Source organism: Prochlorococcus marinus str. SB (genome assembly GCF_000760115.1).
GTDB classification, from domain to species: Bacteria; Cyanobacteriota; Cyanobacteriia; order PCC-6307; family Cyanobiaceae; genus Prochlorococcus_A; species Prochlorococcus_A marinus_D.
The window spans coordinates 157028-182862 of the sequence record NZ_JNAS01000001.1 but is presented as its reverse complement, the minus strand read 5'-3'; the positions used below and the strand labels follow the sequence as shown (position 1 = coordinate 182862).

General features: G+C 29.5%; 28 protein-coding genes. 17 read left to right on the top strand and 11 right to left on the bottom strand.

All coding sequences use genetic code 11. The annotated features are described in order from the left end of the window. Positions 1-4: 4 nt before the first annotated feature. Positions 5-520 carry a nucleoside deaminase gene (locus EV02_RS07485; RefSeq protein ID WP_032518878.1) on the top strand — a complete coding sequence of 172 codons (516 nt, stop codon included), beginning with the start codon at positions 5-7 and terminating at the stop codon, positions 518-520. On the opposite strand, the gene EV02_RS07490 is transcribed toward EV02_RS07485, so the two are convergent. Then, positions 495-1679 (bottom strand): pyridoxal-phosphate-dependent aminotransferase family protein, encoded by a 1185-nt coding sequence (locus EV02_RS07490; protein WP_032518877.1) that lies wholly within the window; start codon positions 1677-1679, stop codon positions 495-497. The genes EV02_RS07485 and EV02_RS07490 overlap by 26 nt on opposite strands. A gap of 213 nt (positions 1680-1892) precedes the next feature. On the opposite strand from EV02_RS07490, the gene glnA reads away from it, so the two are divergent. The 3 genes from glnA to EV02_RS07505 all read left to right on the top strand — a co-directional run bounded on the left by glnA (position 1893) and on the right by EV02_RS07505 (position 4749). Continuing rightward, entirely contained in the window at positions 1893-3314 is a 1422-nt protein-coding gene (glnA, locus tag EV02_RS07495) for a type I glutamate--ammonia ligase (RefSeq protein ID WP_032518876.1), read from the top strand. Positions 3315-3417: 103 nt separating this feature from the next. Next, positions 3418-4473, top strand: a complete 1056-nt coding sequence (locus EV02_RS07500; RefSeq protein WP_032518875.1) for a class I SAM-dependent methyltransferase — start codon at positions 3418-3420, stop codon at positions 4471-4473. A gap of 12 nt (positions 4474-4485) precedes the next feature. Then, positions 4486-4749, top strand: a complete 264-nt coding sequence (locus EV02_RS07505; protein WP_032518874.1) for a DUF6439 family protein — start codon at positions 4486-4488, stop codon at positions 4747-4749. On the opposite strand, the gene EV02_RS07510 is transcribed toward EV02_RS07505, so the two are convergent. Beyond that, on the bottom strand, positions 4728-5162 hold the full coding sequence (locus tag EV02_RS07510) for an ATP-binding protein (RefSeq protein WP_032518873.1): 435 nt from the start codon (positions 5160-5162) through the stop codon (positions 4728-4730). The genes EV02_RS07505 and EV02_RS07510 overlap by 22 nt on opposite strands. Positions 5163-5210: 48 nt before the next feature. Next, a complete protein-coding gene (locus EV02_RS07515) occupies positions 5211-5933 on the bottom strand; it encodes a GUN4 domain-containing protein (protein ID WP_032518872.1) in 723 nt (240 codons plus the stop codon). A 33-nt stretch (positions 5934-5966) separates the two neighbouring features. Between EV02_RS07515 and mnmH the strand changes: the two genes are divergently transcribed. The 3 genes from mnmH to EV02_RS07530 are packed head-to-tail and all read left to right on the top strand — an operon-like array spanning position 5967 to position 8481. After that, a complete protein-coding gene (gene mnmH, locus EV02_RS07520) occupies positions 5967-7010 on the top strand; it encodes a tRNA 2-selenouridine(34) synthase MnmH (RefSeq protein ID WP_032518871.1) in 1044 nt (347 codons plus the stop codon). Between the two features lie 60 nt (positions 7011-7070). Continuing rightward, entirely contained in the window at positions 7071-7424 is a 354-nt protein-coding gene (psb28, locus tag EV02_RS07525; RefSeq protein WP_032518870.1) for a photosystem II reaction center protein Psb28, read from the top strand. Positions 7425-7437: 13 nt separating this feature from the next. Continuing rightward, positions 7438-8481: an AI-2E family transporter gene (locus tag EV02_RS07530; protein ID WP_032518869.1), complete on the top strand. Its 1044-nt coding sequence runs from the start codon at positions 7438-7440 to the stop codon at positions 8479-8481. Between the two features lie 204 nt (positions 8482-8685). Here the strand turns inward: EV02_RS07530 and secF are convergent, their stop codons facing one another. The 6 genes from secF to rsmA all read right to left on the bottom strand — a co-directional run bounded on the left by secF (position 8686) and on the right by rsmA (position 14355). After that, a complete protein-coding gene (gene secF / locus EV02_RS07540) occupies positions 8686-9600 on the bottom strand; it encodes a protein translocase subunit SecF (protein WP_032518867.1) in 915 nt (304 codons plus the stop codon). A gap of 20 nt (positions 9601-9620) precedes the next feature. Continuing rightward, positions 9621-11090 (bottom strand): protein translocase subunit SecD, encoded by a 1470-nt coding sequence (gene secD, locus EV02_RS07545; RefSeq protein WP_032518866.1) that lies wholly within the window; start codon positions 11088-11090, stop codon positions 9621-9623. A 3-nt stretch (positions 11091-11093) separates the two neighbouring features. Next, positions 11094-12077: a pyruvate dehydrogenase complex E1 component subunit beta gene (locus tag EV02_RS07550; protein ID WP_025945934.1), complete on the bottom strand. Its 984-nt coding sequence runs from the start codon at positions 12075-12077 to the stop codon at positions 11094-11096. A 179-nt stretch (positions 12078-12256) separates the two neighbouring features. Then, positions 12257-12559, bottom strand: coding sequence for a DUF3082 domain-containing protein (locus EV02_RS07555; RefSeq protein ID WP_011376423.1), 303 nt, complete (start codon positions 12557-12559; stop codon positions 12257-12259). 22 nt (positions 12560-12581) lie between these two features. Continuing rightward, complete coding sequence (ispE, locus tag EV02_RS07560; RefSeq protein ID WP_032518865.1) at positions 12582-13517, bottom strand: 4-(cytidine 5'-diphospho)-2-C-methyl-D-erythritol kinase; 936 nt, start codon at positions 13515-13517, stop codon at positions 12582-12584. A 13-nt stretch (positions 13518-13530) separates the two neighbouring features. After that, complete coding sequence (gene rsmA / locus EV02_RS07565; RefSeq protein WP_032518864.1) at positions 13531-14355, bottom strand: 16S rRNA (adenine(1518)-N(6)/adenine(1519)-N(6))-dimethyltransferase RsmA; 825 nt, start codon at positions 14353-14355, stop codon at positions 13531-13533. Positions 14356-14411: 56 nt separating this feature from the next. Here rsmA and EV02_RS07570 point away from each other — a divergent pair, with 56 nt between their 5' ends. The 5 genes from EV02_RS07570 (at position 14412) to EV02_RS07590 (ending at position 17456) form a co-directional block, all read left to right on the top strand. Beyond that, positions 14412-14744: a hypothetical protein gene (locus tag EV02_RS07570; RefSeq protein WP_032518863.1), complete on the top strand. Its 333-nt coding sequence runs from the start codon at positions 14412-14414 to the stop codon at positions 14742-14744. A gap of 19 nt (positions 14745-14763) precedes the next feature. Beyond that, positions 14764-15180 (top strand): 23S rRNA (pseudouridine(1915)-N(3))-methyltransferase RlmH, encoded by a 417-nt coding sequence (locus EV02_RS07575; RefSeq protein WP_032518862.1) that lies wholly within the window; start codon positions 14764-14766, stop codon positions 15178-15180. A 98-nt stretch (positions 15181-15278) separates the two neighbouring features. Continuing rightward, positions 15279-15695 carry a LexA family protein gene (locus EV02_RS07580; RefSeq protein ID WP_032518861.1) on the top strand — a complete coding sequence of 139 codons (417 nt, stop codon included), beginning with the start codon at positions 15279-15281 and terminating at the stop codon, positions 15693-15695. Beyond that, positions 15692-16978 carry a Y-family DNA polymerase gene (locus tag EV02_RS07585; RefSeq protein WP_032518860.1) on the top strand — a complete coding sequence of 429 codons (1287 nt, stop codon included), beginning with the start codon at positions 15692-15694 and terminating at the stop codon, positions 16976-16978. Before EV02_RS07580 ends, EV02_RS07585 begins: the two co-directional genes overlap by 4 nt. A 10-nt stretch (positions 16979-16988) precedes the next feature. Beyond that, the gene (locus EV02_RS07590) at positions 16989-17456 is read left to right on the top strand and encodes a hypothetical protein (protein WP_032518859.1); all 468 of its coding nucleotides are present in this window, start codon (positions 16989-16991) and stop codon (positions 17454-17456) included. A 16-nt stretch (positions 17457-17472) separates the two neighbouring features. Here the strand turns inward: EV02_RS07590 and dnaG are convergent, their stop codons facing one another. After that, positions 17473-19506 (bottom strand): DNA primase, encoded by a 2034-nt coding sequence (dnaG, locus tag EV02_RS07595; protein ID WP_032518858.1) that lies wholly within the window; start codon positions 19504-19506, stop codon positions 17473-17475. A 91-nt stretch (positions 19507-19597) separates the two neighbouring features. On the opposite strand from dnaG, the gene EV02_RS07600 reads away from it, so the two are divergent. The 5 genes from EV02_RS07600 to EV02_RS07620 are packed head-to-tail and all read left to right on the top strand — an operon-like array spanning position 19598 to position 22308. Next, positions 19598-20488, top strand: coding sequence for a DMT family transporter (locus EV02_RS07600; protein ID WP_032518857.1), 891 nt, complete (start codon positions 19598-19600; stop codon positions 20486-20488). Between the two features lie 25 nt (positions 20489-20513). Next, positions 20514-20870, top strand: coding sequence for a glycine zipper 2TM domain-containing protein (locus EV02_RS07605; protein ID WP_032518856.1), 357 nt, complete (start codon positions 20514-20516; stop codon positions 20868-20870). After that, the gene (ruvA, locus tag EV02_RS07610; RefSeq protein ID WP_032518855.1) at positions 20871-21548 is read left to right on the top strand and encodes a Holliday junction branch migration protein RuvA; all 678 of its coding nucleotides are present in this window, start codon (positions 20871-20873) and stop codon (positions 21546-21548) included. 31 nt (positions 21549-21579) lie between these two features. Next, on the top strand, positions 21580-21849 hold the full coding sequence (rpsO, locus tag EV02_RS07615) for a 30S ribosomal protein S15 (protein WP_025890744.1): 270 nt from the start codon (positions 21580-21582) through the stop codon (positions 21847-21849). Positions 21850-21858: 9 nt separating this feature from the next. Further along, complete coding sequence (locus tag EV02_RS07620; protein ID WP_032518854.1) at positions 21859-22308, top strand: PAM68 family protein; 450 nt, start codon at positions 21859-21861, stop codon at positions 22306-22308. A 1-nt stretch (position 22309) separates the two neighbouring features. Here the strand turns inward: EV02_RS07620 and EV02_RS07625 are convergent, their stop codons facing one another. Further along, on the bottom strand, positions 22310-25807 hold the full coding sequence (locus EV02_RS07625; RefSeq protein WP_032518853.1) for a DNA polymerase III subunit alpha: 3498 nt from the start codon (positions 25805-25807) through the stop codon (positions 22310-22312). Between the last annotated feature and the right edge of the window lie 28 nt (positions 25808-25835).

The window sequence follows — 25835 nt, the reverse complement described above, 5'->3', positions numbered from 1 at the left end:
GTAAATGAGATATATTTTTGAAAATGGAAATAGTAATGAAGATCAACAAAAAAAAATAAATAATTCAAAATACACATTTTGGATGAATTCGATATTAAGAAGATCCAAAGCAATTGGAAAAGTTGAGCTACCAATCTCTTCAATAATTTTAGATGAGAGAGGAAGATGTATCGGGAGAGGTGTTAACAGAAGGAATATAAATAAAGACCCATTAGGTCATGCTGAGATAATGGCACTTAGGCAGGCATCTCTAATAAAAAATGATTGGAGATTTAATGAATGTACTATTATCACAAATTTAGAACCCTGTACTATGTGTTCCTCTGCACTTATTCAAGCACGAATGGGTAAAGTTATTTTCGGGGCTTACGATAAGAAAAGAGGTGGATTGGGTGGTTCAATCGACCTATCAAAACATGAAAGCGCTCATCACAAAATGGAAATAATTGGAGGTATTCTAGAAGATGAATGCAGTCAAATTTTACAGATTTGGTTCAAAAAGTTGAGGACTCAAAAATAGAAAATTTTTTGAGTTCACTATCAAATAGATTTAGTAATCTGTCAACATTATCCTCACATGAATTAAAACCCATTAGCCCTATACGCCATACCTTTCCGGATAATTCTCCAAGCCCATTTCCTATTTCAATTCCAAAGTTTCTTAAGAGATGATTTCTAAAACCATCCCCATCAACTGCAGGAGGAATTTTAACTGTGGTTAAAGTTGGCAATCTATAATCCTCTGATACATGTAATTCCATTCCAAGACTTTCTAAACCATTCCACAGTTTCTTTGCATTAGTGTTATGTCTTTTCCAAACATTTTCCAAACCCTCATTAGCAATTAATCGTAAACCTTCACGAATAGCAAAATTCATATTGACGGGTGCAGTGTGATGGTAAACACGATCAGAACCCCAATATTTATTTAATAGAGATAAATCTAAATACCAGTTAGGGACTTTTGTTTTTCTTGAACACAATTTTTCTTCAGCCCTTTTATTCATTGTAAAAGGACTTAATCCTGGAGGACAACTTAATCCCTTTTGACTACAGCTGTATGCAAGATCAATTTTCCATTCGTCTATCAATAACTCTAAAGCGCCAAGTGAAGTAACTGCATCAACTAAAAACAAGCAGTTATTTTTTCTACATACATCGCCAATCCCCTCAAGAGGTTGTAAAACACCACTTGATGTTTCAGCATGGACAATAGCAAAAATTGCTGGTTTTTTTGTTTCTATTTCATACTTGATTTCTTCATAAGAAAAGGATTCACCCCATGGTTTTTGAATAACAGATACATCTGCTTTATATCTTGTTGCCATATCAACAAGTCTGTCTCCAAAATATCCTTTTTTAGCGATAAGAATTTTTTCTCCTTCCTCTATAAAATTTGCTATGGAAGCTTCCATAGCTGCACTTCCAGTACCACTCATTGGAAGAGTCAGACGATTATTACATTGCCATGTATATCTTAGAAGTTGTTGAACATCAGACATTAATGAAATATATGCTTCATCTAAGTGACCAATAGGATTCAATGAAAGAGCGCTTAAGACTTCTGGATGTGCATTTGAAGGACCAGGACCTAATAAAAGTCTTGAGGGAACATAAGTCTTTGAGAAATGAGATAAATTCTCTTCATTTAAAGTCGAAATAAGTTTTGCTTCTGTCAAAGCATTACATTCAATTACTTTTAAATTAATCTAATATCGCCACATAAGCGATATTTATTTAAAGAAATTCATTCAATTTAAATATTTAGGTAAACAATTATTAAACTTATGACTTGAAACACTAAAAGAAGACATCAAGTCTTAAAAAAAGTTACCGTTGATACATAACAAGAATCATCAAGTTATTAATTTCATATAAGGTATTACAAAATTATGTCTAAATCTCCTCAAGATGTTTTAAGTCAAATTAAAGACGAAGGAATTGAACTTATCGATTTAAAATTCACTGATATTCATGGAAAATGGCAACATTTAACTCTTACATCAGACATGATAGAAGAGGAATCTTTTACAGAAGGTTTGGCATTTGATGGCTCATCAATAAGAGGTTGGAAAGCAATTAATGCATCGGATATGTCAATGGTGCCAGATGCAAGTACAGCTTGGATAGATCCTTTTTATAAACATAAAACTCTAAGCATGATTTGCTCTATTCAGGAGCCAAGAAGTGGGGAACCTTATGATAGGTGTCCAAGAGCATTAGCTCAAAAGGCATTAAAATATTTAGACTCGACGGGCATAGCAGATACTGCATTTTTTGGACCAGAACCTGAATTCTTTTTATTCGATGATGTTAGATATGACTCTAAAGAGGGAGGTTGTTTTTATAGTGTAGATACTATTGAAGCGCCATGGAATACAGGGAGAATTGAAGAAGGTGGAAACTTAGGATACAAAATACAATATAAAGAGGGATATTTTCCAGTAGCTCCAAATGATACTGCGCAGGATATCAGATCTGAAATGCTTCTTCTTATGGGTGAATTAGGTATCCCCACAGAAAAACATCACCATGAGGTTGCTGGTGCCGGTCAACACGAGCTTGGAATGAAATTTGATTCGTTAATAAATGCTGCTGATAACGTTATGACTTATAAATATGTTGTCAGAAATGTTGCAAAAAAATATGGAAAAACAGCAACATTTATGCCCAAGCCTGTTTTTAATGACAACGGAACAGGAATGCATGTTCACCAAAGTTTATGGAAGAGTGGACAGCCACTTTTCTTTGGTGAAGGATCATATGCAAATTTATCTCAAACAGCAAGATGGTACATTGGAGGCATACTCAAGCATGCACCTTCATTCCTAGCATTTACTAACCCAACTACAAATAGCTACAAAAGATTAGTTCCAGGATTTGAAGCACCTGTAAATCTAGTTTATTCTGAGGGTAATAGATCAGCTGCTGTAAGAATACCTTTAACAGGTCCAAGTCCTAAAGCTAAAAGATTAGAATTCAGATCAGGTGACGCACTTGCAAATCCTTACTTAGCATTCTCTGTAATGATGCTTGCTGGTATTGATGGGATTAAAAATCAAATTGATCCTGGTGATGGTGTAGATGTAGATTTGTTTGAACTTCCTGCTGATGAACTTGCAAAAATTGATACAGTACCTTCATCCCTAAATGACTCACTTAATGCGCTAAAAGCAGATAAGGATTATTTATTAGCAGGTGGAGTATTTACTGAAGATTTTATTGATAACTTTATCGATATAAAATACGAAGAGGTACAACAACTTAGACAAAGACCTCATCCCCATGAATTCTTCATGTATTACGATGCATAATTAAAAGAACTAATTAGTTAAAAAAGAATCAATTTGAGAAATATCACAAAATTTTCTCAATTTGATTTTTTTTTTGTTGGAATATACATATATAAATTGAAAAATGGCTAAAGATTCTATTCCAAAATTTGCATATAAAACACTACAACAAACTAAAAGCATTGCAGGTTTTGCTCACAAGCAGATCAGTTCAAGATTAATGAATTTTATTCTTCCAGATTCGAAGCTTGAAAATTTTGATGTAGATAAGGATCTTCTAATGCGAATCCAAAATTCAATGGATATCTTAAGAGAAGAAGATTGGAATGATGCCGAAAAAAATATATATCCAAAAAAATTATTATTTGACGAACCATGGCTTAGATATCTAACTCAATATCCTAAAATTTGGCTTGATATGCCTAATACGTGGGATAGACGCAGAAAACAAAATTTTGATGATCTTCCAAAATCAATTGATAAAGAGAATTATCCGCAATATTACTTGAGAAATTTTCATCATCAAACAGATGGTTATTTATCAGATTTTTCAGCTAGTATTTATGACCTACAAGTAGAAATACTTTTCAATGGAAGTGCTGACTCAATGAGGAGAAGAATAATTAAGCCAATAAAAGAAGGTCTTGAAATGTTTAGCCATAGAAAAAAAAGTTCTATACAAATACTTGATGTAGCTACAGGATCAGGAAGAACATTAAAACAATTAAGAGCCGCATTTCCTAAAGAAAAAATTACAGGAATTGATTTATCTGATTCATACTTAAAAGAAGCAAGTAGATATATTTCAGATTTAGATGGAGATTTAATTCAGTTAATAAAAGGTAATGCTGAGGAATTACCTTTTGAAAATGATAGTTTTCAATGCATTTCTTGTGTTTACTTATTTCATGAATTGCCTAGAACAATCAGAGCTAAAGTATTGAATGAATTTTTTAGAGTTCTTGAACCTGGGGGGATATTAGTTTTAGCCGATTCAATTCAAATAAGTGATTCACCTGACTTTACATCCGTAATGGAAAGCTTCTATAAATCATTTCATGAGCCTTTTTATTATGATTACATAAAAGAGGATATAGATTCTAAAATTGAGGATGTAGGGTTTAAAGATGTAAAATCTAATTCCTTTTTTATGACTAAAGTATGGTCTGCGGTAAAGTAAATAAAAACTTCTATGACCTATTGGGATAAAGATACTATTCAGCTTGTTCAAAGTCTTAATGACAAATTAAAAATTGATCATTCTAAATGGCATAAAGATAAAGGAAATAAATATAAAAGATCTGCAGAACTAATTTCGGCAGGATTATGCCATTTAATTATTTCTTGTAATGAGAAGGAAACTATTGAGTATATAGAAGAAAGCATAAAATGGTTAAAAGAAATTAATGTAGATCAACCTTGCCCTAGTAAAAATCACCTTTTTAAAGCCAACTGAAGCCTATTACCTTTACTACTCCATCTAATATCATCAAAGCATTCATTAATAATGTATAGGCCACGACCATTTACACTACTTATTTTTTTTGGTAATTTGTAATCTCTTTTTTTTATTTCTAAACCATTACCTTGATCTTGAATTTGCCAAACACACCAATTAGGAGTAATTATTCTTCTTACTCTAATATTTTTTTTAGGATCTAATTTATTTCCATGTTTTACTGCATTAACTAAAGCTTCATGTAAACCAAGTTTTATAAGATAACTTGATGGAGAATTATTAATAGGTTCTAATAATTTATCGACAAATTCATTTAACTGTAATGATGATTCAAATTCATAGTTTGACCAATTAATCTTTGGTCTTTTAAAAAATTTTTTTAAAATATTTTTGCCCCGAATTAAGGACATAATAATATTTTGTTACTGTCTTAATTTTAACTTATTAATTACCTCAATTTAAAGAATATTATTATGTCTTTCTGCAATAGCTGGATGCCGCAGGATGGAGTCCATAAGTCTTACTCCTCTTAGTTGATTTATTAAAGGCATATGTCCATCAGGAGCATCCAATGACCAGCGAAAAGATCCTGGATATCTAGTCCATATGCCTTCTTTTTTCCAGCCTATTTTTGGCCACATTAATTCATATTTTTTACCTACTGATTTTAATATCCTTGCTTGAATAGAGAATCCAAATCTACCAGTAGAATAAATAGTCCATAATCTATCTATTGTTTGTAGATCTTTACCTGACATATTCTTAACTTCACTATAGAAAACATATCCACGTTTCTCAGCTAATTTTCCAGCTAATTTCCGTAAGTAGGAACTTGTTAATCTATCTGCCTCTTCAAAATTTTGATCAACCAACATCAATTGCAAATCATCATAATTAATATCAATATCTGAATATGTATTAAACCAATTATTGAATTTAGAGTTTTCAAAAAATTCAGGCTTAAATTTTTTTAAAACTTGCAAAATCCAACCAGCAGCCCAGTCATCTCCATTATTATCAAAGATATCAAAAAGTGAAGGGCCAAGATTAAAAATATTTTCGACTTCAGATTCTATTTGAGTTAATGAATTTATTCTTTTTCTTTGATTGGAATCAACAAATTTTTTTATCAAATCTAATGTAGCATTATTACTGTAGTTATCTTGTTCTTTTTTATTCATTTTAAAAAATCAATCAAAAAATAAAAACTATCCATGTATTTCAAAAGAAAAGAACTAGTGAAATTTAGAAGTTTTAAAGGACCACTTATAGATGTAAGGAGCCCAGATGAATATTATAAAGGACACATGCCTAATTCTATTAACATTCCACTATTTGATAATGATGAGAGATCAATAATTGGGACGATTTATAAAAAAGAAGGAAGAAATAAAGCAGTAATAGAGGGATTAAATTTTTTTGAAAAGAAAATGGAATTACTTCTTGATAATTTATTCATGAATATTGACTCTTATAAAACAATTACTAATAAAAACAATAATGAATTGTATATAAGAATATATTGCTCTAGAGGAGGTATGCGTTCAAAGAGTATTGCTTGGTTATTAGAAAAATTTAAATTAAATATCGTTACACTAAAAGGAGGATACAAAATTTATAGGAGATGGGTATTAGATAGTTTTTCGAAAAAGTTAAAAATTGTAGTTATTGGCGGAAAAACAGGAACAGGCAAGACAAGGTTATTATCATTACTAGATAAATATAAATATCAAACTATTGATCTTGAAGGATTTGCTTGTCATAGAGGAAGTACATTTGGAGGTTTAGGAATGAATGAACAACCTACTAATGAACAATTTGAAAATCAAATTGCAGAAAAATTAAATTCCTTTCAATTTTCTAATAATATTTTTGTAGAAGCTGAAAGTGCAAATATAGGTAAATGTAAAATCCCTCATGAATTCTTTAATCAGATGAAAAATTCTAGGAGGATTGAAATTTTAAGGAGCGAATCTAATAGGTTAGATGAGTTGATAGATACTTATAGTGTTTTTAAGAAGGAAGAGCTCCAAGAATCTGTATTAAGGATAAAAAAAAGATTAGGACCACAAAGAACAAAAATAGCTCTTGAATCAATTAATAACGAGAAATGGGACTTAGTTTGCAGATCAGTTTTAGATTATTACGATAAGTGTTATGAATATGAAAAGGTTGGGAAAACCAACATAAAGATGTTAGATTTAACCGACAAAAAATATGATGAAAGAATAATAGAGTTAATAAATAATGTTTTATAAAATAATTACAAACGAATGTGAAAAATATTTCCTAAGATAAAAAATTATTAATCGAACATTATGACCGAAAATAAAACTGCAAGAATACAATTTTATGAAGGAACTGATGAACCAGTAGTGCCTGAAATAAGACTCACTAGGAGTAAGGATGGTACCACTGGCCAAGCATTATTTTTGTTCGAAAAACCTCAAGCATTATCTTCAATAACAGATGGAGAAATCACAGGTATGCGTATGATTGACTCTGAAGGGGTAATACTTACTAGGGAAGTTAAAGTAAAATTTCTTGATGGAGAACCCATATTTTTAGAAGCAGTTTATATTTGGAAGAATACTTCTGACTTTGATAGATTTATGAGATTTGCAAATAGTTATGCCAAATCAAATGGATTAGGATATTCTGAGAAGAAGTAGAAAATTTTGAAAATTGAATAGTTCATCATATTTCAAGTTAGTAGTAATTTTAATAACTTCGTTAATACTATGGACTTTAAGAGATTTTCTCCTTTTAATAATTTGTTCTTTAGTAATTTCAAATATTGTATGTAATTTATGTAATCAAATTCAAAAGGGCTTGAAAATTCCTCGACCGTTGTCTTTGTTTCTTGTCTTAACTGTAATATCAGTAATGGTATTTACTATTTTTATTCTTGTATTACCTCCGTTTATAAAAGAATTTAATGAAATACTAGTTGATATTCCAAACGGTTTATCAAAAATAAATATTTTGATAAATTCAAATTTGAACAAACTTAATAGCCTATTTTACGGAAAACAATCAGAAAATTTTATAGACATATTTAGTCTTATAAATAATGTAGTTACTATTCCAGATGCCTCAACTATTGCAAAAGCTGTTCAAGAAAGCTTTAAGAATTTAATAAATATAGCGGGAAATCTTGGTTCAGGTCTTTTGAAATTAATATTTGTATTAGCAGTGAGTTTGATGATTTCTATTGAACCAAAACAATATAAAGAAAATATACTTCTATTAATTCCAAAAAATTATCGCAACAAATTTAGAAATATTCTGGAAAAATGTAATATTGCATTAGCAAACTGGACCTTTTCCATGGTTATAAGTTCATTATCAGTAGGTCTTTTATCATTAATAGTTTTGTCTTTATTAGATGTCAAATATGTTGTCTCAAATGCTTTAATAGCAATGGTTCTTAATATAATTCCAAATATAGGTCCAGTTATTAGTGGTATATTTCCAATCTCAATTGCACTTCTTGATAATTTTTGGAAGCCACTGGCCGTTTTAGGAGCATATGTAATAATTCAAAATATTGAAAGCTATATAATAATGCCATCCATAATGAAGAAAAAAGCAAACTTACTTCCTGGTTTGACATTAATATCACAATTTGGATTTACATTCATTTTTGGTCCATTAGGCTTAATCCTTTCTCTTCCATTAGCAGTAGTAATTCAGGTTTTAATCAAAGAATCATTTAAAGATATTTAAAAACTACTTAATTAATTTTTTATATAAATATGGGTAGGAAAAAAGTATAAAGAAAGCTAAGGGATGTTTACCAATAGCAAAATATAGTGAACTAAAAGTAAAGTGATCAAATAATATTTTTAGCTCAGTAGAAAGATCTATTAAAACTAAAGAAAATAAAATTATTAAATAGTAATTCAATTTCATAAAATTAGAAGCTTAAGGTCAGTCTTTAAGCAACAAAGATGGAGCCAATAAAATACTTGAATAACTTCCAACTATAATTCCTAATGATAAGGCCAAGGAAAACCAAAATAGGGAGTAAGATCCAAACAAAATTATGCTTAATAAAGGAATAAGGGTTGTAATACTGGTAAAGGTTGTTCTCCTAAATGATTCGTTTACTGATAATTGAATAGTTTCGTTATAGCCTTCTTTTTTTGATTTTAAATTCTCACGAATTCTATCAAAAATAACAACAGTATCATTTACAGAATAACCAGCAATAGTTAACAAGGACACAGCAAAAAGACTATTTACCTCTACAGATAATATAATTCCTAACCAGGAGAATATACCGAAAACAATTAATAAATCATGGAATAAAGCTAGTAATGCAAATAATGCATATTTTTTATCAAATCTAATTGTTATATATAAAGATATTGCAAATAATGAAACCAACAAAGAAGCAACACAATTAGTAAGTAATCTTTTCCCAAGCTTTGGACCTATTAATCTTGAATCCTTACTCTCATAATTTAGAGGTCCAATAATATTATCAAGATTAGTAATAAGATTATTTGATTCTTCGATACTTAAATAAGGTGTTCTTATTGAAATTAATTTATTATTATTTTGGAATTGTAATTTAATATTGTTTAACACATTTTTATTTTTAGAGATTTCTCTTAAATTTTCCATAACTAAATCAGGGGAAAATTTAGAACATTCCGCTTCACAAACTCTTTCTATTCTTAGTTCATTTCCGCCAATAAAATCCATCCCTAAATTTATAGGTTTCTTATAAGAAGTATTAAAAGTAGAATATAAAATTCCTAGAAGACTCAACAAAATAAAAACAGATGAAAAACCAATTATCTTTTTTTTATTTTTTATTAGTTCAAGATTGTATTTCATGAGAAGTTAAAATAAAAAATTTAATTAGAAAAATTATTCCTTGGAAGATAAAGATTTTTTTGTCTCAAAGAAGGATATGTTGTAAAAAATCGCAAAATAGTTTTAGAACAATTTAATGAGGTAAACAAGCTTATCAAGACACCAATACCTAATGTTGCCGCAAAACCCTTAACAAAATTTGTTCCTAATAAAAACAATACAAAACAACTTAGAAGAGTTGTAATATGTCCATCAACTATGGATGAGTTAGCTCTTTGAAATCCGCTATCAATGGATCTTGTAAGAGTATTACCATCACATAATTCTTCTCTAATTCTCTCAAATATTAGAATATTTGCATCAACAGCCATACCAATGCTAAGTAAAAGGCCTGATATTCCAGGTAAAGTCAAAGTTACAGGAATTAGAGAATATAGGGCTAAGTTAAAGAAACTATAAAGTACTAGAGAAAGAACTGAAACAAAACCTAGAATTCTATAATTAAAAATCATAAAAATACCAACAAAAATTAAACCACTAATTGCTGCATATAGACTTTTTATAATATTTTTGGATCCCAATAGAGCCCCTATTGTATTAGTTTCTACGATTTCAATTGGCAATGGCAATGAGCCTCCTTTGAGTTGAACTTCTAATTCTCTAGCATTTTCAGCACTAAAATTACCGCTTATTGTTGCTGATCCACCTGTAATCCCAGTACTAGCAAACTGATTACCAACACTGGCTTCACTTATTGATTCACCATCCAGAATGATAGCCAATAGTTGATTAGTGCCAGCAATTGACTTTGTAATTTCTGCAAACTTTTCACCTCCTGAATTACTAAAAGTTAATAAAACTTCCCAATTACTATTTGTTTGTTCTTGTCTTCTTCCTGCGTTAATAAGATCCTTACCTGATAAATCTGTATTAATAAATAAATTTGTAATTTCTTTATTAATATATTTTTTTATTTCAATTAACTTCCCATATAAATCATTACTAGTAGATAAGTAATTCAATTCTTGCTCTATATTATTAAGATTATCTTGAATAACTTTTAAGAAATTATCTTCATTTTGACTTTTTTCTGCAGAGGAATATAGTTCAATTAATTCTTTAATACTCAATCTCTGTAGTTGCAGGGTTTTTAAATCTGTATATGTTCCTTCTTTTTGGGTTCTAAATTCTAATAATGCAGTCTTACCTAATACCCTTGAAGCAACTAATGGATTTTGTTCACCTGGTAATTCTAAAATCAATTGATCTGCACCGAGGGTTTGCAAATTAGACTCTGAAACTCCTAAATTGTTGACGCGCTTATCTATAACCGAATTAACTGCTTCAAGTTCATCCCTTGTTACTTTACCTTCCTCTTTAATAATTTGTAGTGTAAGTTGTGAACCCCCTTGTAAATCCAATCCCAACTGTAAGGGATAATTTATTAATAGATAAACAGATATAGTAAGTAAAAATATAATAAAAAAAAGCCAACCTTGCCTTTTTTTCATTGTCTATATACTCCCACTAATTAAGTTTTCAACTTTTTCAACTATTTGATGTGGTTGGATTATTGTCAAATTTTCGAGATTTCCATTATAAGGAGTTGGAATATCCTGACTAGATAATCTAATTGGTCGGGCATCAAGATCATCGAAACACTCTTCAGTTATTAAGGCAATTAATTCTGCGCCAATACCTCCAGTCTTCATACATTCTTCAACAATAATTACTTTATTTGTTTTTCTTATTGATTTTGAGATGGTTTCCATATCAAATGGTTTTAAACTTATTAAATCTATTAACTCAACATCTATTCCTTTTTTTTCTAATTCTTCAACAGCTTTAAGGCAGTGATGCCTCATTCTTGAATAAGTCAATAGAGTAATATCTTTCCCTTCTTTTACAACGTCAGCCTGGTCTAAAGCGCAAGTATAATCACCCTCTGGTAATTCTTCAGACAAATTGTATAGAAGAACATGTTCGAAAAATAGAACCGGATTATCATCTCTTATAGCTGCTTTCATTAAACCTTTAGCATTTGTGGGTGTACTACATGCCACAATCTTTATGCCAGGAACTGCATGAAAATATGCTTCAAGTCTTTGACTATGCTCAGCACCAAGTTGACGACCAACTCCTCCAGGGCCTCGAACTACTGCAGGTATTTTATAATTTCCGCCGCTTGTATATCTAAGCATACCCATATTATTTGATATCTGATTAAAAGCTAAAAGCAAAAAACCCATATTCATCCCTTCTACTATTGGTCTTAAGCCAGTCATTGCTGCACCCACAGCCATACCCGTAAAACTATTCTCTGCAATTGGAGTATCTAAGACTCTTAACTCTCCATATTTTTCATATAAATCCTTAGTTACTTTATAAGATCCTCCATATTGACCAACATCTTCCCCCATTACGCAAACATTTACATCATTTGCCATTTCTTCATCAATCGCTTCTTTCAAAGCATTAAATAATAATGTTCCAGCCACAATTAATTACCTAATTGATCACATATATAATCCTACCACTTTGAATAATTCATCCTCCTTCAGCGAAGGTTATGAGTAGTAATATTGATAAAATCATTCCTGGAGACAGCAAAAGGGCTAAAAGGCCTAAGTCATGTAAAGACATTCAAAGAAAGTGTTTTCTTAATAATATTGGCAATTCAATTTTTCTTCAGAAAAAAACTGCGAATAAATACAATAAAAAGACCTATACCTATAAAAGCAAAAGAAAAAGTTAGCAAAAAAGATAATCCAATTATTAATGTATTAATACTAGAGGAAATATTTTGGACTATTTCAGAAGAATTAGATGGTTTATGTACTGAAAAATAAATTGCAATTTTATTACTTAAAAAATAAAAAAATATAAATAATAAAAAACTTGTTAATGATCCAACAATAAAATTTAAAGGTCCTTTTTCGGGAATATTTTTTTCAATATTCTCATTACTATTATCAGCCACAATAGATTTTTATATGAAAAATTTAAATGAATGTTATTCCCTTTCCAAGGAAAGTGCAAACCCATGAATCATAGCCTTTATCTTTAAATAATTTAGAATTTGCAGTTAATTCTTTTTTAGCAGTCTCTATATCTTTAAAGAGTGCAAAGCATGTAGGCCCTGATCCACTCATTGAAAATGTGAGACAATTTTTTAATTTAGAAAGTAAATATAATGCCTGCTTTACAGAATCATTTTCATTTTCAACAACTAACTGCAAATCATTTTTAATAGATAAATGTTGATTATCAAAATTTAAGTTATTTAAACCATTATCTCTTAAATTTTTTCTTATGTTTTCAATCATTTCACTATCAGTAAGATATTGATCACAAAATCTATTACTAAATTTTTTATAAGTTTCAGCAGTTGATACTGATACATTCGGATTTTTTAAAAGAATTGCTCCATATTCAAGGGTTGAATCTAATTTCTCCAAAATTTCGCCTCTTCCAAAACATAATTGAATACCTCCATTTATAAAAAAGGGAATATCAGATCCTAAAGTTGATGCTAATGAAAATAAAGTTTCTTGATCTAATTTCAAATCCCATAAATTATTAAGACCAATTAATGTTGCTGCTGCATTACTGGATCCACCAGCTAATCCTGCGCCAATTGGGATATTTTTTCTTAAAAATATATTCGCACCGTAATCTATATTTGATTTTTTTCTTAATAGATTTGCCGATTTAACAATTAAGTTATCATCAGATAGGCTTAAATCATTACAATCAGACTCAAGTTTAATTAAACCTTCATTATTAATTTCAAATTCTAAATAATCAGCAAGATCGATATTTTGCATAATCATTGCCAACTCATGAAATCCATCCTCTCTTTTACCAATAACTTCAAGGTGCAAATTTATTTTGGCAGGAGATTTTATATTAATTTTCTTTTTAGCTAAATCTTGCATATACTAAAATTTTTTATTTTTTAATTTTAATACAATTTTCTGCAAGCTTAATCCATTGGTCAATTGAAATATCTTGTGGTCTTAAATTAAAACAAACTTTTGAAGATTCAGATAATTCATTTATCTCTTGATTTGAAAGTATTGAATTAAGTGTATTTCTAATCATTTTTCTTCTTGAATTAAATGAAATTCGAAGAAGTTTATCTATATATTTTTCTAGACTAATATCTAATCTTAAATCATTTTTAATTGGTTCGAAAACTACTAAAGAAGAAAAAACTTTTGGAGGCGGACTAAATGATGAAGGCGGCACATCACATATTCTTTTTATTTTTGATAAAAGTTGCATTCTTATACTAAGCGCACTAGCATTAGGACTACCTTCTGTTGACAAAATCCTATCTACAACGTCTTTCTGCATTAAAAATATTATTTTTTCGTAATTATAGTTTCTTATAATGCCCAATCGACCTATGAAAATATCCAATATTGGGCCAGTTATATTGTAAGGAATATTTGCAATCACTTTTGTAATCTTCCTATTAATCGAATCTAAATTTACAGAAAGAATATCTCCCTGCTGCAGTGAAAACTTATCATTATTATTGAATTTTTCATTTAATAAATTTATTAAATCTTTATCTAATTCAATTGCATGTAATTTTTTAATTTCTGAATCTAACAACTTAGATGTTAAAGCTCCTTTACCAGGACCAATTTCTAAAATAAAATCATTTTCATTAAGAACAGCAATTTCTTTAATTTTTTCTAATATTTTTTTATTTACCAACCAGTGTTGTCCAAATCTTTTTTTTTGATGATAATTTTTAGAATTCATCTAAAAAATAAATAATATGTTTAAATTAAATATGAATTTATTTAATCCTTTATATCATGAGCTTATCAAAAAAAAATTTAGATAAACTCAATAAATTTAAAAATAAGAAAAATTTAAATAACGAAAGTAAAAATATAAATAATTACATAAATATAACTAATAATGATAATTTAATTACCAATCCACTTAATTCAGAAGATCCCAATAAAATTTTTTATTCGTTAATTGATAATTCAGAATCTTTAGAAGAGACTTCTAACGTTAATAATTCACTAAGAAAAAGTGAGATTAATCAATTTAATATGAATTCTAAAAAAGATAATTTTTCCACGAAATTAACAACCGAAGAGGAACTATATGATGAATTTAATTATCTTCTTGATGAATAATTAGTTTTGATATTTACTTATGATTCAGAGTAATAGATTAGCAATTTATGCTATCGGCAAAATAAAGAAACTTTGGATTAGAGAGGGCATTAATCAATACAAAAAAAGAATGCCTGAACTTATCATTAATGAGTTAAAGACTTTTAATTTAAATAATCTTAGATCCAACAACAATATTATTATCTGCCTAAGTGAAGAAGGAAAACAGTTTAATTCAGTTGAACTATGTTCCTTACTCTTGAATTTTAAAAATAAAAAAATTAATTTCTTAATCGGTGATACTGATGGAGTTAGTTCAGATATAAAAGAAAAATCAGATCTTGTACTAAGCCTGTCTCCTTTAACTTTTCCTCATGAATTAGCTAGATTAATCCTAATCGAGCAAATCTATAGAGCTATTTCTATATCAAACAACTCCCCTTACCATCGTTCTTAAAAAGATTAGATTCAATCTAAAATTAATCTATAAAAGTTTAATAACTAACTATTTTTTGATTTTTTGCTATATAGTACATATATACTATTAATTTAATCTTGGATTCTTTTGATTCAACTACTAAAACATTTAAAATCCCCTTATTAACTGATTCGGTATCCGCAGGGTTTCCTTCTCCTGCAGATGACTATACAGAAGAAAATATTGATTTAAACGAACATTTAATATCTAATCCTTTTAGCACTTTTTTTCTTAGAGTTAAAGGTGACTCAATGATAAATGCAGGAATTAAAGATAAAGATTTAATAATAGTAGACAAGAGCTTAACAGCCAGACCAGGGAATATCATCATTGCAATGATAGACGGAGAATTTACAATAAAAAGATTATCTATAAAAAATAATGAATTATATTTAAAATCAGAAAATAATAATTATCCTGATTTTAGATTTAAAAACCATATTGATGTACAGATATGGGGAGTTGTTATTTATTCAATACATAGCTATTTATGAGAATTTCAAATATTGATGCAATAGCTCTTATAGATGCTAATAATTTTTACGCTTCATGTGAACAAAATATTAATCCTCATTTGAGAAATAAACCAGTAGTAATTTTATCTAATAATGACGGATGTATCATTGCAAGAAGCCCTGAAGCGCGAGCTTTAAAAATTAAAATGGGAACTCCGTATTTTAAGGTCAAAGAAAGACTAAATAAATTAGATGTAGCAGTCTTAAGCTCAAACTACTCGCTTTATGGGGACATGAGCAGAAGACTAATGAATTTACTGAAAAACTACTGTGAACAGATAGAAATTTATTCCATTGACGAAGCATTCGTCTCGATTCATAGACCTAATGATGAAAATCTATATCCTTGGGCAAGAAGCATAAGATCATTAATATATCAGAATCTAGGGATTACCATAACAGTAGGAATAGGAGAAAATAAAGTAAGAGCAAAAATTGCTAATAAACTAGCTAAAAATATTGATTATTCAGCTGGAATATTTGATTTAGCTAGAACCAGAAATGAGAATAATTATTTAAAAAGAATTAGTGTAGATAAGATATGGGGAGTCGGGAAGCAAACCTCTAATTGGTTGCAAAGTAAAGGTATTAAGAATGCGAAAGAATTAAGAGATATGGAAGAAAATGAAATCATCAAGAAGCTAGGCATAGTAGGAAAAAGATTGCAATTAGAACTGAAAGGTTATAAATGTCTGCCTATAGAAAAAAACAAGAAATCAAAAAAAGAAATTCAGGTAAGCAGGAGTTTCGGCACGCCTATCACAAAATTAGAAGACTTAACTCAAGCACTAGCAACTCACGCAATAAAAGCCTCTGAAAAAATGAGAAGTCAGAATTTACAATCATCTAATATTAGAGTATTTGCTAGAACCAGTAAATATTCAAGTCAAAATTATCAAAGAAGTGCTCATAGAAAACTTATAAATGCGACAGATGACACAAACAATATTTTAAAAATAGTAGTTGAATTATCTAAAGAAATTTATAATCCCGAATATAAATTCTCAAAAGCTGGTGTTTTAATGCAGGATTTAACAAATAGCGAATATTTACAGCAATCAGTTATCAATTACAAATCTCAGAAAGTATTAAAAAAATCAACAAATCTTATGAAAACGATTGATTTATTAAATAAAAGATTTAATAACAATGCAATTACATGGGCTATTACAAAAAATCCACAAAGTTGGAAGATGAATAAGAATTTCTTAAGTAGCTCATCTACAACTGATATAGAACAAATCCCAACTATAGTGAAGTAAAAAAAATAGAATGGAATTTATATTATTTTTGAGCAAATTAGATAAAGAGATTCTTAACTTATTAATGAAAGCAAACTACATAGTTGAAGAAAATAAAATTGAATGTCTATTAAACAAAGAAATAAAAGGACTACATAATTTTAAAGAAAATAAAATAATAATATGTACTGAAAATGCAAAAAGGAAAACAAATTTTAGAAATAAGAATCAACAACCAAATAAAGATAACTTCAAAACAGAAAGGGCGGTAAGAAGAGCATTAAGACACGAAGCAACTCATGCGATACAAAAATGTAATGACAATAAAACAATAGGTGATATAAAAAAATTAGAAGGCAAATTGCATCAAAGTAAAAGAAAAGCATTAGAGTTCTCTAGTTCAAATTTTTCTGGGACTTATGCGAGAGAAGTAGAAGCTTATGTTCTTGAAGATAAACCCAAAAAAGTTAAAAACTTGATTAAAAAATACTGCCTATAAATTAAAACTTTTTATATTAACTAGCGAGGAAATTACCACAACGTTGTTTGTCTAAGAAATTTATATGTTGTCTTTCTAGGTAATATAATTCCTGAAATTTAATGGCATCTGAGTTTAAATCCTTAAAAAGATCATCTATCTCTTTATTTGTATTTGAAGAACCTGAAGAAGGATTATCAATTAAAATAGATATACAATTTTCTAAAGTCTTTAATCTTTGAGATCCCCACGATTCTATTAAGTGTCTACATCTTTTTAGAGAATTATATTTCTCAAGAAGTGATAATGTTCCTAGTAAATTGTCTTTAGGATTACTCAGCAATGTTAAAAATAACTCATTTGGATTAATAAAAATATTAATTTTATTTGATGATTCAGGATTATTGAGAGCTAAGTAGTCAGGCAGAAGTGAAATTAAGTTAATAGAAGAAAAATCTTTTTGGAGATTTTGACTATTTGATTGTCTTAAATCATTTAAGTAATTTAATCCTAAATTATTTTGTTCAATTTTTGAAATAGCTTCCCATAAGCTTTGAATATAACTAGTATTAAAACCATTAATTTCTCTTTTGAGAAATTCATCACGAATAAATAGCCTAAGATCTGGACAATGTAAATAATAAAAAATTATTTCCGATTCATTTTTTTCCCGTCGAGAAATTTCATTTGGTTGTTCAAATTTTTTTGATCTACCATGCCAACGAAATCCCTTTACTTGATTTCTTAAATCTTGTTCAAACTGTATTGCTAACCTAGCTTGTCCCTTACTTAATTGTTCGGAAACTTTTTGTAAATAATGAGTTCTGGTTGATGATTGAGGTAATTTACTCAACAATTTTACTAATGAAGAAATAACACTTTGGAAAATTTCAGACTTAGTTAAATCTTGATCTTTAAAGATCTGATCAATCTCCCAATCAATCCAAAAGGATGAATTATCAATTAAATTAAAATAATCTTCAGGTGTATGACTATTCAAATATTCGTCTGGATCTTTAAAATGACTTAGTTGGAGTATCTTAAGATTAATTTGATCATGAAGGGATAGGGTCTCAACTTCTTTAATTACTCTTTTTGTAGCTAAAATTCCTGCATTATCAGAATCAAAATTCAAAACTATATTTTTATTATCTGTACATCTACATAGTTGAGAAATTTGATACTTATTTAATGCGGTACCGAGAGAAGCAACAGAATTAGTTATACCCTTTGAATGAAGAGAAATGACATCAAAGTAGCCTTCAACAATAATAGCTTTATCTCTTTTTCTAATATCACTAGAAGCTTTTTCGAAGGCAAACAACATTTTTCCCTTTTCAAATATTTCAGATTCAGGAGAATTAAGATATTTGGGTTCCTGACCATCAAGAGATCTTCCTCCAAAGGCAACTACTCTTCCCTGCATATCATGTATTGGAACAATTAATCTATTTCTAAAACGATCATAAATCTTGTCAGAATTATCTTTAGAAATTGCAAGACCTGAAGCTAATATTAAATTAATGGGGAATTTTTCTACCTTGGAAAGATAATTAAACAAATCATTCCATGAATTTGGGGCAAAGCCTAATTCAAAGTTATCAATAATCTTGTTACTCAAGTTTCTCTTAGATGTTAAATATTTCATGGCTTCAGAACCAAGAGAATTATTTAATTGAGACTTAAACCAATTTTTAGTGACTCTTAATATTTTATAAAGCTCTTCCTTTCTAGAGAGTTGTTTTTTATAAGCTTCTACTTGGGGACCCTCAAGATTTTCAACATTAATATTATTTTTTTTAGCAAGAGAAAGTACAACATCTGAAAAATTTGCACGAGTAAATTCCATTAAAAATTTAATAGAGTTTCCTCCTGCACCACAAGAAAAACAGTAATAGAACTGTTTAGTTGGTGATACTGTCATTGATGGCTTAGTATCATCATGAAAAGGACAAATCCCAACAAATTCCTTGCCTTTCTTCTTAAGAACAATATGTTCAGATATAACGTCAACAATATCTGCTTTTTCCTTAACCTCTTGAATAGTTCTTGGGTGTATAGAATGAACCATTGAGATTTTACCAAAAACAAATAATGATTTATTTGTTATAGGTCAAAATCAAATAAGAATCTACTTAATTTCACAATTAAACTATTTTTAAATGATAAATATTGCAGAATTAGAAAAAAAATTTAATTCATTGAATAAGTTTAATTTGGTATTTGCTTCATTCTTCTTTAGTTTGATGACTTTATGCGTAAAAAATATTGATAAAAGGATACCTATTTATGAATTAGTTTTATTCAGATCATTGTTGAGTTTAATTATTACATTATTCATAATTAATCTAAAAAATATAAATCCTTGGGGCAACAATAGACCATTACTTATCTTAAGAGGTGTTTTAGGAACTTTAGCTTTAGTTTGCATTTTTTATGCTATTAGAAATATGCCCCTTAGTATATCTACTGTCATTCAGTACACGTACCCTATCTTTATATCTATATTCGCTGGCATATTTATAAATGAAAAAATAACTCGGAATATAATTTTTGCTTTAATTATTGGCTGGATTGGAATATTAGTAATATTAAATCCAAGTCAATTATCCAATATAAACGTTGAAATTGAAAATGTTTCGATTTCAATCGCATTTCTTGGAGCAATCTGCACTGCATTGGCTTACGTTACAGTTAAGAAACTTTCATTTACTGAAGATGTTTATGTAATTATTGAATATTTTCCACTTGTATCTTTTATAGCTTTATTACCAATTGTATTAATGAACTGGGTTACCCCAACTTGGAATGAATTAGTTTGGATAATTGGCATTGGCTTATTTACTCAATTAGGTCAGACTTTTTTAACTGTAGGATTAAAAAATTTACCTGCTTCTGAAGCTTCAACAATTAACTATTTGCAAGTTTTATTCGGGTCAATTTGGGGGATTTTGTTTTTTAGTGAAATAATAAATATAAATTTTTTATTAGGAGCTTTACTAGTTTTATTAGGAACTATTATATCTACTACCAAAATAATCAAAAGGACATAGAATAAAGTTATTAAGATAAAAAAAAGTGAAATTTTTCTATTTAACTTTATTATTTTGTTTTTCTCCTATTGTTCCAGTTTATGCAACGACCCCAAAGTCAGTAACTTGCACAAGAACCGAATATAGAGAGGAATACATTCCTGGAACCAAATCAAATCCAGGTTACGTAAAAAGTTATGAAGTTGATGTTGTAATACCTTGTGGAGGTGAAAGTAGAGCTGAAAAAATAGATAACAACGATTGTAGTGAAGGTTCTCTAATTGGAGGTATTCTTGGTGCTGGAATAGCACTATCTTCTTCTAGAGGGAAAGATAGATTTTGGGCTGTACCTGCTGGCGGAACCGCAGGAGCACTAATTGGTTGTCAGGTGGATGGTGGTTAATTGATTAGTTGGATAAATGGAGAATTTGTTGAGTCATGGCAAACTAATCAAAAGTTTTTTGTTTTAATAAATTGTCAAGGATTAGGATACGAAATACAAATACTAGAATCCTTTTTTCTTAAATTAAAAAAAAATCAGATAACTAATAAAAAAATTACTCTTTGGTTAAAACATATTAAAAAAGAAGATTCAGATTTATTATTTGGCTTTACATCAAAGGAACAAAGAAATTTCTTTATTGAAATTTTAAGTATCCGAGGTATTGGATCTCAGATCGGTATGGGGATATTAAATAAATTCTCTATTAGTGAAGTTATCAATGCAGTAAAAACACAAAACGAAAAATTAATTTGTTCCGTACCTGGTATAGGTCAAAAAATGAGTGATCGGTTAATTTTAGAACTAAAAAATAAATTTAAAAGTGAAATACAATTTGAAGAACAAAAAGCAAAAAATGAATTTGAGATTAAGGATCCAGAAATTAATAAAATGATCGAAGATCTTCAGTTAACTCTTCAATCATTAAATTACAAAAATAAAGAAATCAAGACTATTTTGCCAATAATTATTAATGAAGTAGATTTCCCTGAAAAAAAAGAAAATAATTTATCATTTGAAAACTTATTGAAATTAGCAATGAATTATCTAGATAAGGAAAGTAGTAATATAGTTAGCTGACGTAGTATCATAGAGTAAAAGAATTAAATTTATGTCATTAGATACAGCTGAAAAACAGAAGCTGATTGAGACTCATCAAGTACATCCAACTGATACAGGTTCAGCCGAAGTTCAAGTGGCACTGCTTTCAAAAAGAATATCGAAATTAAGTGACCACCTCCAAGGAAACATTCATGATTTCGCTTCAAGGCAAGGATTATTAAAAATGATTGGTAAAAGGAAAAGATTACTTTCTTTCATAAAAGACAAAAACGTTCAGAGATATCAAGAGCTAGTAAAGAAAATTGGAATCAGAGGATGATTTCAATTAATGAAAAAAAAGCAATCTAAAAAAAAGACACAATATAAAAAGAAAAAAAATTATTCTGAGAAAACTGCGTTTGCTAATCTAGAAAAAGCATCAACTACTGCAACTACCCCAAAAAGATCATCAACTGGGATACCAAAATATGTTGCTGATAGAATGGCAAGAAGAATATTTTTTACAGCAGGAATTCCCACAATATTAGGGATGTCGGTTTTCGTAGTTAGCTACATTATAGTAACGAGAAATATTGCTGAAATACCTCCTTCCTCAACAATTGCAATTTCAGCATTGTTTTTCTTGTTAGGTCTAGCAGGATTAAGTTTTGGAATATTATCAGCTAGTTGGGATAAGGAGCCTGGATCTTTTTTTGGTATTGAAAATATTCCAATGAATGTACAACGTGCAAAAGCTGCCTTTAAACCTGCTACTCAAAATTTTGAGGATAAAAGTTAATCTAGGAAACTAAGGATTTCAAATTAACTTGGAATGATTTATCTTCTAATAATTTGCATGCTCCTTGAATATCTCCAACACAGAATTGTTCACCAAATTTAACATAGGTAACACTATTTTTATTTCTAACTGCAGCTAAAACTGGAATCTTGATTCCACATCTATCTTTATCTGGTTTAAATTTAGTTAAACAGTTTCTCAAGGTATTTTGTACTCTTACATCTGATGCTTGAGAACTTTCAAGATTAATGATAAGTAATTTAAGGTTATCTATTTCTCTACAATCATCAATTATTAATTGAGTCTTATCACTTTTTTTATCTATTGTTCCCCACACCAACAATCTAGTATCAGTCAAAAGAAATTCTGATAATCTTACATAAGTTTTAGGAAAAACTATTGCTTCGCAACTTCCAGAAAGATCTTCTAACTGAACTATAGCCATTCTATCTCCTTTTCTCGTTGTAATTTGCTTTAAATCAGGAATCATTCCAACTAAAGAGACTTTGGTTCTATCTTTTGTTTCTTCTAACTGCGAAATGCTTATAGGTGATACGAGTTTTGCTGGCTTAGTTAAATGCTTTAGAGGATGATCAGATAAATAAAAGCCTAATAGCTGTTTTTCTAACTTTAATTTCTCAATAAGTGAATAATCATCAACCTTGGCTAATTGTGAATCCGAAAAAGCAACATTAGAAAATTCTTCTTTAGAGTCAAATAGATTTCCTTGGCCAGATAATCTATCACGATTTCTTGAAGAGGCCCACTCAATAACATGCTCAAGATCTGACAATAACTGAGCTCTATTATTATCATTTGAAAACTCGTCTAGTGCTCCACAATGAATAAGAGATTCAAGACTTCTTTTGTTAAGAATATTAGAAGGCAAACGGTCGCACAAATCCGATAATGACTTAAAGGTTCCAAAACTATTTCGGTTTTCAATTATATTTCTTATTGCAGAATCCCCTAAATTCTTAATTGCAGATAACCCGAATAAAATCTGATTATTCTTAATAGTGAAATCAACCCCAGAAAAATTAATGCTCGGAGAAATAACTTCTATTCCCATGGAATAACAATTAGAAATATATCTTTGCATCTTGTCGCTAGAGCCAGAATTAACGCTTAAAAGGGCTGCCATATATGCAACAGGAAAATGGGCTTTCAAAAATGCAGTCTGATAAGTTACAGCACCATAAGCAGTTGAATGGCTTTTGTTAAAACAATATTCTGCAAATAAAACCATCTGATCAAAAAGATCATTTGCTAATTTTTCATTTACACCTTTCTTCATAGAACCATCTACAAAAATATTCCTATGCTTTACCATTTCAGAAACTTTCTTTTTCCCCATCGCTCTTCGAAGTAAATCAGCATCACCAAGAGAATAACCAGCTAGGTCTTGAGCAATTTTCATGATTTGTTCTTGGTAAACCATAATTCCATACGTTTCAGTGAGAATTGACTTAATAAAAGGATGAGGGAAATCAATCTTTTCATTCCCATTTTTTCGATTTATAAATTTAGGTATTAAGCCTGCATCAAGAGGACCAGGTCTATAAAGAGCAAGTATCGAAGAAATATCCTCTAGAGAGTTAGGTTTGAAATCCTTAACGACCTGTTTCATTCCGGAAGATTCAAGTTGAAAAATACCTTCAAGATCTCCTCTTCCGATAAGTTCAAAGGTTTTACCATCATTTTGTGGTATCTCATCAATGTTTATTTTCCTTCCAGTAGATTGATTAATAAGAGAAACTGTCTTTTCAATCATCGTAAGATTCTTAAGACCCAAGAAATCCATTTTCAATAATCCAAGTGATTCGATATCGTCCATAGAATATTGGGTTATTATTTGCCCTTCATTATTTCTTTGAAGAGGTACAAGTTCGTCAAGAGGATCTGATGCGATAACAACTCCAGCAGCATGAACTCCATATGTTTTATTAGTTCCTTCAATTCTTAAAGCCAAATCAACCCATTTTTTCACTCTATTATCATTAATATATTTTTCTCTAAACTCTTGGCTAGGTGAATTCTTGTCAATCATTTCATTTAATTTATATGGTTTTCCTCTTACAACCGGTATTAACTTAGCCAATTTATCCGCTTCTCCATAAGGTATATCTAAAACTCTTGCAACATCTTTTAAAACTGCCTTAGAGGTCATCTTATTGAAAGTAATTATTTGCGCAACTTTATCCTCTCCATAACGATTAGTAACATAATCAATAACTTCATTTCTCCTATCAATACAAAAGTCGGTGTCTATATCTGGCATTGACTTTCTTGCTGGATTTAAAAATCTCTCAAACAACAATCCATGCTCAACAGGATCTATATTTGTAATTTGAAGAGCATAGGCTACTAATGAGCCTGCTGCAGAGCCTCTACCTGGTCCTACAGGGATAGAGTTATCTCTAGCAAATTTGATATAGTCCCAAACAACCAAAAAATAATCTGGGAAGCCCATATCTTTAATAATTTTTAATTCGGAAGATAGTCTTTTTTTATAGTTCTCATCAACTTCCGTAAGATCATTTTTTTTAAGTCTATTTAAAAGGCCTTTATTAGATAATTGTGTGAGAAAAGAAAATGAATCTGTATCTTCCTTAAGAGGGAATTTTGGCATTCTATAATTACCAAACAAATCAAATTCTTCAACTTTCTGAGAAATTTCTACTGTATTGTTAACTGCCTCAATAATTGATTCATCATCAATATGATCTTTAAAAAGTTCAAGCATTTCACTTTCACTTTTAATATATTCTGTACCGGTATATCTCAATCTTTTTTCATCACTTATTAGTTTTCCTGTTAATACACAAAGCAAAGCATCATGTGCTTCAACATCCATGCTTGATAAATAGTGGGCATCGTTGGTTGCGATGACTTTTATTTGATGCTTCTTCCCAATTTTTATTAATTCAACGTTAACAATTCTATCCTCAATAGAACCGTGATCTTGTATTTCTAAATAAAAGTCATCTGCAAATAATTTTTTATACCAAAGGGCTATATCCTCTGCTACGTCTAATCTACCTTTTAAGATAGCCTGAGGTATCTCTCCACCAAGACAAGCTGTAGAAACTATCAGACCATCACTATATTTGTTTAAAAGAGATTTATCAATACATGGTCTAGAAAAAATGCCTCGACCTCTCATCCCATTTAGGTGACTAATTGTTGTTAACTTCACTAAATTCTTATATCCAGTATAGTTTTTTGCTAACACCACCAAATGATATCTTTTTTCTTTTTTTGGTTGAGGATCATCAATAGAACCATTAATCACATACATTTCATTACCAATAATTGGTTTTATACCTTTCTCTTTACACTTCTTGACCAAATCAAGAACACCATACATAACTCCATGATCAGTAAGAGCTATCGATTCCATTCCAAGATCACAAGCTCTATCTACAATTTTTGAAATTTGACTGGCACCATCAAGCAAGCTGTAGTCACTATGATTATGAAGAGGAACGAAAGCCATATTCAAATAATTTATATATATAAGATAG